Annotated in this window: 4 protein-coding genes; 1 reads left to right on the top strand and 3 read right to left on the bottom strand. The window is 28.3% G+C overall.

Features of this window, described 5'->3' with window-relative positions; genetic code table 11:
• On the bottom strand, positions 1-1,586 hold a 1,586-nt coding region (locus tag RGC78_RS13470), incomplete at its 3' end, for an N-acetylmuramoyl-L-alanine amidase family protein (protein WP_309556808.1).
• Positions 1,587-2,298: 712 nt separating this feature from the next.
• Positions 2,299-4,632 carry an N-acetylmuramoyl-L-alanine amidase family protein gene (locus RGC78_RS13465; protein WP_309556807.1) on the bottom strand — a complete coding sequence of 778 codons (2,334 nt, stop codon included), beginning with the start codon at positions 4,630-4,632 and terminating at the stop codon, positions 2,299-2,301.
• Positions 4,633-5,716: 1,084 nt separating this feature from the next.
• On the opposite strand from RGC78_RS13465, the gene RGC78_RS13460 reads away from it, so the two are divergent.
• Complete coding sequence (locus tag RGC78_RS13460; protein WP_252211711.1) at positions 5,717-5,968, top strand: hypothetical protein; 252 nt, start codon at positions 5,717-5,719, stop codon at positions 5,966-5,968.
• Between the two features lie 142 nt (positions 5,969-6,110).
• On the opposite strand, the gene RGC78_RS13455 is transcribed toward RGC78_RS13460, so the two are convergent.
• On the bottom strand, positions 6,111-8,204 hold the full coding sequence (locus tag RGC78_RS13455; protein ID WP_309556806.1) for an MBL fold metallo-hydrolase: 2,094 nt from the start codon (positions 8,202-8,204) through the stop codon (positions 6,111-6,113).
• Between the last annotated feature and the right edge of the window lie 122 nt (positions 8,205-8,326).

Below are 8,326 nucleotides of genomic sequence, written 5' to 3'. Positions count from 1 at the left end.
CCTTGCATAAAGTACCAAGTACCATTAACGTTTTGCCATCCAGTTAACATAGCTCCTGAAGCATTAGTGTAGTACCAAGTTCCGTTATCGTTGATCCAACCAGTTTGCATGATTCCAGCTGCATTGAAGAAGTACCAAGTTCCGTTAACTCCTGCCCAACCAGTAGCTTTAGTTCCATCTTCTTTAACGAATGTCCAAGTTCCATCAGTACCTTGTACCCATCCTGTTGTTACTTCTGGTTTTTCAGGTTCTACTGTATCTTCTTTAGCTCCAATTACTGAGTAAACTTCATCTTTTTCATTCCAAATAACCATGTTGTCTTTGTTGTAAACTGACATTTGGTCCATTGATCCGTCTACTTTGTAAACTTTATCCCAGCTTTCATCGTTATCGAATTTGTAAACAAATCCTGATTCTAATGCCCAAAGGTTTCCATCAACATCAACTTTAAGAGTTTTAACGTCTTTTTCTGTATCAGCTTCTGTTACATCTGTATAGTAGAATCCTTTAGATGTTTTTAAATCTAATGTTTTAACATCTACTGTCTTAGCAGCTGCATCATAATCATATGCAAGAACTTTTCCACCAACAACTGAATAAGTTACTCCAGTTAAAGTTTCTTTAGTTCCCTTAACACCCTTGTCGTTAGAAACAACGTAGTTAGTTACTGATTTAGCATATTTGATTCCATCTATATCATCTGAAGCTTGAGCTTTAGATATTTTTTGGATAACATCAAAACTTACAGCTTTTGGGTTTGTAACATCAAATGCAGTAGTTGTTGCATTAACTGTCATTCCGTTAATTTCACTTATATCAGCATTTCCGTCAACTGAAACTGTCATTCTTACAGTTCTGTATATGTTGTTTGAATCTTGTCCAATTACTTCTGCATTTGCATTATCAACTGTTACTGTTGCTTTACCATTTGTAGCAGTCTTGAAATCTTCTGCATCTTTTGTATTATTTAAAGTAACTGTTTCAACAGATGTTCCAGTAGTAACAGCAACTTTAACTTTTCCTACATTGTAATCAGCATCGATGTAGTTACCCTTTGCATCAGTATAAACATTGTTTCCATCATAGTTAGCTTCATACCAAGTTTCTCCAAAGTTTGAACCTGCCATTTGATTTAATCCTGGAAGTGCCTTTGCAGTTGCATCAGTATATCTGTCATCATTGTCTTTTCTTATTTTGCTTCTTAAAGTTACTTTAACATCATCGATGTTGTCTTCAGCTAAGTTTTCATCTGTTACTTTACCATTTGTTAAATCAATAAAGTAAGCATCAGTATCAACAGTAGCATATTTTTCTCCGTATATTCCGAAGTCTGATCCAGTATCAACGTCTTCTAATTCAGTGTATTTTCCTTCGTTTAAGAAGTATACAGCATCTGTATCTCCATCTTTAACATTACCATCGATAACGAAAGATCCGTCTTTGTAAGCTTGTGCACTGTATACAGTACCATCTTTAGATTCTATTCTCTTATAATCAGCAGCATTAACTCCAGTAGCTGGAACTAATGATACTACAGCTGCAGCAGCTACTAATAAAGCTGTTGCTTTGTTTGCTCTATTAAACATATTTTTTCCTCCTAGTTTTCCACTTAAATTTCTTTTTCTTTAGTTTTTCTAAAATTTCTTCTTTAGTTTTTGTGGAATATTATTCACTTTTTTCTTTTCGTAATATAATACCTCCACTTTTTTATATTTCGGTACTTTTTTTGTAGTTCTTTATACTTTTTTGTAATATTTCTAAGATTTTTTTAATTTTTTTATATTTTTTTCTCATAAAATTTAGATATATTAAAAATACTTTCATAAATTGTAATAAAAATACTTGGTATTTATATTGAAAAATACCAAGTAAATAGAAGTAATTTAATTTTATTCAATTTTTGTATATAAATTTATATTTAATATAATTAAAGGCTATCTCATAGATATAAATATCTAATTTGAGATAGCCTGTATATTGATTATATTAATTTATATTGATATTTAATTACGAGGGAAAGTTGTAATTTAACACAATACCAACTTTATTTTAAGCGTAGATTTTAATTTTTTATCTTTTATAAGTTTATATTTTAATATGTTTTTATATATGCAATAGGTAAAGTGGCATTGTAATTGGACTTTGAGAATTCTCAATGAGTATTGTCATATTTACTGCTTGTCTTAATTTTATATTGGGAGCAAGCTAAAATAGGACTACACTCATTTTAGCATTCCTAAGTTCAATTACTCAGTCCACCTTTACTTATTCATATATTAACATTTTATATTATACCTCTTATCTAATCCAAGATCCATTTGCTCCTAATGTATATCCATTTACACTTGTATTAGAAAGCATTCTACCTGAACCATCTAAATAGTACCATGTTCCATTATCATTAAGCCAACCAGTTTTCATTGAACCATTACCGTTTAAATAGTACCAAGTTCCTCTATCATTTATCCACCCTGTCTTCATAGCTCCTGATGGTTCCATGAAGTACCAAGTTCCATTTACATATTGCCATCCAGTTAACATGTTTCCATTATCATTTAGATAGTACCAAGTTCCTCTATCATTTAACCAGCCTGAATGAGCCATTGATCCATCTGCATTTAAATAGTACCAATTTCCAAAAGGATTTACCCATTTGTTTGATTGCATTATTCCATATTCATCAAGATAATAATACGTTCCATTTACATTAACCCATTGATACTTAACTTGATTTCCTTCATTATCAAAGAATATCCAGTTTCCGTAATTATCTTTGTCCCAACCTTTTTTAACTTCATTATTATCATCTTTATCTTCATCTTCTGATGATTTTTTCTCACCTATGATTGAATATACTTCATCATCTTCATTCCAAGTAACCATATTATCTTTATCATAAACTGATAATTTTTCCATAGAACCGTCTACTTTATAAACCTTGTCCCAATCTTCATCATTATCAAATTTATAGATGAATCCTCCATTTAAAGCCCATATGTTACCATTAACATCTATATCATATGCTTCTTCATTATCTAAATCTTGATCTTCTTCTTTAGACATATCAGTATAGTAATGTCCAGATCTTGATTTTAATTCGATAGTTTTAGCATTTATATTATCTCCATCTATTTTGTATTCAACAAGTTTTCCACCTACTGCTGTGAATTTTCCACCTAATAAATCTTCTTTATCACCATCTTTATCAGATATAACATAGGTAGTTACATTCTTCGCATAATGAGCTCCATCTATATCCTTAGAAGCTTGAGATTTTGAAATTTTTTGTATTGTTTCAAAACTTACTGATCCATTTGCACCTCTTTTAAATACATCACTATGATCATTTATTTTAATTCCATTTATTTGTTCTATTAAAATATCAGAAGTGCCATCACCCTTTGCTCCATTTGCTGCTTTTTCAATTAAAGTTGCATCTGCTATTGCTTCTACCTTTGCTGCTTTTGCTGCTTCTATTGCTTTTGCATTTTTTGTAGCTTCATCTCCTGTTGCTTCTCCAAATGCTTTTTCTGCTGCATTAATTATTGCATCTTGAACTGCTTTTATAATTCCTGTTGATGGTTGTGTTTTAGCATTCTTTATTCCATCAAGTGTTGTTACTGAATCTGCTGTTAATTTATCAGCTTCTCCTTTTACAATACTTACTGCTGAAGCTGTTGTTTTAACAGTTTCAATAGTTGCCCCTTCTAGACCAGCTGCTTTTTCAATTTCATCTTTTATGGCTTTTTTAACGCTACCATTTACATCAACACCGTCAATACTGTTTATTGCTTCTTTTACATCAGCTATTGTTGCAGTATCTGAAGTACCTTCAGTAACAAATGAAGAATTAATATTAATTGTTACAGTAGCTCTTCTATATATATTATTAGAATCTTGTGCTATAACATCTTGATTTGAAACTTTAGCTTTTAATGCATCTCTTACACCTGCAACGTCAAATTCTTTATCAGTATTATCTATACTGACATTCTTGCCATTAGCTGTTACTCTAACTTTTCCTAGATTATAATCAGCATCAATATAATTTCCCTTAATATCTGTATAAACTGTTAATTCTTTTGCTGTATTTCCATCTCCACCATTGGTCTTTTTATCATCTGCAGTGTAATGAGTTTCAAACCATGCGTCTCCATATTTTGAACCATTAAGTTCTTTTAAATCATTCTTTGACTCATCATGATCTGAATATCTATCATCTGCTTTATTCTTTATTTTCTTTTTTAACGCAATTGATGCATCATCTTCCCCTTCATCTCTTAAATCATCATCATATACTTTACCATTTGTTAAATCAACAAAGTAATCTCCATTATCAAGATCAAGATATTTTTCATTAAATACTCCGTTAAATTCAGAACCAGTATCTACCTCATCTAATTCTGTGTATTTACCATTACTTAAAAAATAGATTGCTTCAGTATCTGCATTTTTCACATCACCATCTATAACAAAGTTTCCATCTTTATATGCTTGAGCACTATAAACTGTACCATCCTTTGATGGTATTCTTTTATAATCTGCAGCATGTACACCTGTTGACGGAACTAATGAAGTCACCGCCGCCGCTACTAGTAATAATGATGTTATTTTGTTCGCTCTTTTTATCATATATATTCTTTCCCCTTTCGATGTGCGTGTTTACAACTTAAAATTTAAATATTATTCTTGTACGATTTACATTTAAATTTATCTTTTTATTAATCTCTTTTTATTAATTCTTCTTATATATATCTTCTTATCAAATTCTTTTTATTAATTTTTCTTCTTATCAAAATTCCTATTATTCTTTATCTTTGTGTATTATCTTAAAGCCTTAAATTTTTATTTTTTTATATTAAAGCTTAATTCTTTATATTCTGTTATTTCTTATTATATTTGCTTTATAGTACTTTTATTTTTTAACTCTATTTTAATTAAATATTGATATCTTAGTATAATAAGCGTAGTGGCAATCTCTTATTTACCTTTTAGAGTCCTATCTACTAGTTTTACACTGTAATATCTAAAATTTTTTAAAATAGCACTTTTATAAAGTTTAATTATAATGGCTTTTTCTTTAATTATTGTAGGATATAGCTTAATTTACCATCATGTTAACTATTATAAGCAAATTTTTCTTTTTGGTACCTAAAAATTACTTTTGATTTTTTTGTCGACAACTCTAAATAGAATTACTAATTACTTAATAACTCTAAGCAGATTTATTAATCAGTCAATAACCCTAAAAGGATTATAATTTAAATGACTTTAAGATAAGATTTAAGATAAGAAAAATAAATAAATTGTTTTTATTTACACTACACATTACAAATTTGATTTTATATTTTGGGACCTATTTTAGTATTTTTTCTTCTATTAAGGTTTTCTTAAGAAAAAACTCAAGAAACATTAATATTTTCTATTGATTTTTATTACTGAATCAATTTCATATTAAAACAAGCTAAAATGAGACTATACTTATTTTAGAATTCCTAAGTTTAATTACTCAGTCCATTTTACTTATGCATATATAAATATATGCGATATTTTAATTTTTACAAATTTAACCTAGTATTAAATTTGAGTTTATTCAAATAATATTACTGTAAATATTAATACCTCCAAATAAACATTATTTTTAACTTATTTTAATTTATTTAATATATTATTTTAATATATTAATTTTTTTAAAATATTAAGGAAGTGATATTCTATGAATAATGAAAAATCGCCTTATCTACCTAAGGTAAGAACAGATTATTATCCAACACAAAGCAAAATAGAAAGTGTTTCTGAAGACGGATCAGTTGCCATTAGTTTACCTAATCCAGCCGTGGATGATATTGTTGTAAATAACATCGCTTCCATGGAATTTGATTATACTCAAGATATGACGTCTAGTGAAAATTCCGACTTAAATAGCACTGATCCTGAAAAAAATTATTTTAAACATTGTAACAAATAATTTTAAACTCCCGAGAAAATAAAACAGAGTACTTAATGACATCCATCATTAAGTACTCTGTTTTTTGTTATTATATTTTTAATGTTCAATTACTAAGTCCACTTTTTTTATTCATATATTAACATTGTATTAAAACATAATTTTAATATTGAACATTCCATCCATCTTCTGTTGCATATAATGAAACACCATCTTTAAGTCCAGTTTCAAATAAAGTTACTCTTCCTGTTACTAAATTAGTGTAAGCATCATTTTTCATTATTTGATTAGTTTCTCTAGGAATTATACCAATATCTGCTCCAATATAATTTACAAACATATAACTTGAGGATGTATTTATTCCATGATGTGGAACTTTTAATACGTCTACTCTTGAATGTGCTAAAAGATCTGATTCTACTATATCTTTTTCAGCTAGCCATTCTATATCGCCTGTAAATAATGCGCCTAAATCACTATATTTTAAATATACTAAAGCTGATTGATTATTTATTTCCCAATAATTAGCTGAGACTCTTTTGTCAAGTGGTTTTGCATAGTACGTATCTCTATTAACAAATTTCAAAATACCTTCTTCATCGATATCTTGTCCATAAACTGCATTTATAACTTCTATATCAAGATCTTCTATTAAATCCATAGTCTTTTTAAATACCCTATAGTCTTCTTTCATAATCTTGATATCACCAGATTCTGATCCAGTTTCCTCTAAATCCAAACAATCTTCTAAATAACTTTTTTCAGGCATATATATTTTTTCTACATTAAAATTCTTAAGAATTTTATATAGACCTCCAATATGATCTGAATGAGGATGAGTTATTATAACATGATTGATTATTTTTTTATCATCTTTATCTTCTTTCATATCTTGACTTTCTAAAAAGTCTATTACTTTCTTTTCACTATCTTTTGTATTTAATCCAGTATCAATCAATGCAGTCTCTCCATTTGGAAGTTTTATAAATATACAATCTGCATTTCCAACATCTAAATATTTTACATAAAGATATTCATCTATTTTTCCGCCACCTTTATATAAACCGCTATCAGTAAAGCTTTCAGGTTTACCATCTATAATTATATTGCCTGTTGCTAATTCCCCATTTGCCTTAACATAATATTTTTTATCATTATTTTCTATCCATTCATTAGATAACATTTCACCATTTTTATTTGAATAACATTCCTTGTCATTCTTTCTATAAAAGCCTGTCTCCAATGCCCCACTACCATTAAAATAGTACCATTTATCATCTATATTCATTTTTCCACTAGCCATTTCACCAGTTTTATATAGATAATATTTATCCATACCTAATTTTATCCATCCATTTTGCATTACTCCATGATCATCTAAGTAATACCATTTATAATCAATATAGCTCCAACCATTTCTCATTGCACCATATTCATTAAAATTATACCATTTACCACTAAAGTCTTTCCATCCAATAGCAACTGAATAATCATCATTAAAATAATAAGTATTCTTGTGAAGTACATAATTAGGATCTTTACTAGGATCTACTATTTCATACTCATCTTCTTTAGAGCTTGTACTGTTTAAATCAGTATCATTTTCTTCTTTATTATCTTCAAGAGAGTTTACTTCTTCCCCCTTTTTGTTATCTTCTTCTACTTTTTCTGAATTTTTAATATCTTCATTATTATTCTCAGATTCTTTAATTTTTTTATCTGTTTTTTTATCTTCAGATTTTATATCATCTTTGTCTTCATCTTCTGGTATATCTTTATCAACTTTAGTGTTTTCTTTTTCCTTCTTCTTTAAGATTGGTTCATATACTTGAGGATTAGTTTCCGTTCCTTTATATATGTATTCCTCTATTTCAAACCAGCCTCTTTTTTGTAACATTCCATCTTCAGTAAAATAAAATCTTTTTCCATTAATAACATGCCAACCTGGTTCTGGAGTTTTTTCCTCTTGGTCTAGAACTTCATCAACATCTTCTTTTAAATCCTGTTCTTTTGAATTACTTTCAGATAACTTGTCCCCTTTTAAATTATTTTTTTGTGATTTACTATCTTTATTATTTTTCTCTTGTGATTTATCTTTTTGTAATTCATTTTCTAATGAGCTATTTTTTTGTGACTTAGAAAGATCACTTGTAGCTGCATATGCATTTACATTTGGACATATACCACTTATAAATGTTGTAGCCATAATTAATACTATAATTCTTTTCTGTAAATTAAAAATAACAATCCCTCCCATCAAAAATTTCCTTCATATATTATACCTTTATTAGAATATTTTCTCAAATAAATATACACCCCTGGGGTGTAATTTTTTCCAGATGCATAATTTTTATTAATTTAATGACATTATGTATAAAT

This window comes from Clostridium aquiflavi (genome assembly GCF_031344075.1).
Lineage (GTDB): Bacteria > Bacillota > Clostridia > Clostridiales > Clostridiaceae > Clostridium > Clostridium aquiflavi.
Note: the sequence above shows the minus strand (reverse complement) of the source record. Positions and strands in the feature narration are given on the sequence as shown.